1 protein-coding gene is annotated in these 1416 nt (G+C 67.6%); it reads right to left on the bottom strand.

Annotated features, from left to right (window positions below):
• Positions 1 to 1416: adenosylhomocysteinase (gene ahcY / locus ACIQMJ_RS40855; protein WP_499766392.1), on the bottom strand; the 1416-nt coding region annotated here is incomplete at both ends.

Here is a 1416-nt window from a genome sequence, read left to right as displayed (position 1 = left end):
GGGCCCTCGACGTCGACGTCGATGTACTCGGCCTGGTCCTTGGTCAGCTTGGTGAGCTTGCCGCCCAGCGCTTCCAGGTGGATGCGGGCGACCTTCTCGTCCAGCTTCTTGGGCAGGCGGTACACCTCCTTGTCGTACTCCTGGAACTTGGTGAACAGCTCGACCTGGGCGATCACCTGGTTGGAGAACGAGTTGGACATGACGAAGCTGGGGTGGCCGGTGGCGTTGCCCAGGTTGAGCAGGCGGCCCTCCGACAGCACCAGGATGGAGTGGCCGTCGGGGAACACCCACTCGTCGACCTGCGGCTTGATGTTGATGCGCCGGATGCCGGGGAAGCGGGCCAGGCCGGCCATGTCGATCTCGTTGTCGAAGTGGCCGATGTTGCCCACGATCGCCTGGTGCTTCATGGCCGCCATGTGCTCGATGCGCACGACGTCCTTGTTGCCGGTCGTGGTGATCACGATGTCGGCGCGGTCGATCACGTCCTCCAGCGTCTGCACCTCGTAGCCGTCCATCGCGGCCTGCAGGGCGCAGATCGGGTCGATCTCGGTGACGATGATCCGCGCGCCCTGGCCGCGCAGCGACTCCGCCGCGCCCTTGCCGACGTCACCGTAACCGCAGATCACGGCCACCTTGCCGCCCATGAGCACGTCGGTGCCCCGGTTGATGCCGTCGATCAGCGAGTGCCGGATGCCGTAGCGGTTGTCGAACTTCGACTTGGTCACCGCGTCGTTGACGTTGATCGCCGGGAACAGCAGCTCACCGGCGGCGGCCAGCTGGTACAGCCGCATCACACCGGTCGTGGTCTCCTCGGTCACGCCCCGGATGCCCTCGGCGATCTTGGTCCACTTGCCGTTGTCCGCCGCGATCGACTTGCGCAGCGTCTCCAGGATGAGCGCCCACTCCTCCGGGTCGTCCGCCTCCGCCTGCGGGACCACACCGGCCTTCTCGTACTGCACACCCTTGTGGACCAGCAGCGTCGCGTCGCCGCCGTCGTCCAGGATCATGTTCGGGCCACCGCCGTCGGGCCAGGTCAGCATGGACTCGGCGGTCCACCAGTACTCCTGCAGCGTCTCGCCCTTCCAGGCGAACACCGGGACGCCCTGCGGCTCCTCCTCGGTGCCGTGCGGGCCCACCACCACCGCGGCGGCGGCGTGGTCCTGGGTGGAGAAGATGTTGCACGACGCCCAGCGGACCTCGGCGCCCAGGGCGACCAGGGTCTCGATCAGGACGGCCGTCTGCACGGTCATGTGCAGTGAACCGGAGATCCGCGCACCCTTGAGCGGGTAGACCTCCGAGTACTCGCGGCGCAGCGCCATCAGTCCGGGCATCTCGTGCTCGGCCAGCCGGATCTCCTTGCGGCCGAACTCGGCCAGGGAGAGGTCCGCCACGGCGAAGTCGATGCCGTTGCGGGTC

This window comes from Actinosynnema sp. NPDC091369, assembly GCF_044757065.1.
In the GTDB taxonomy this organism is placed as follows: Bacteria; Actinomycetota; Actinomycetes; order Mycobacteriales; family Pseudonocardiaceae; genus Actinosynnema.
The sequence above is the reverse complement of the archived record's forward strand: the minus strand, read 5'-3'. Positions and strand labels throughout refer to the sequence as shown.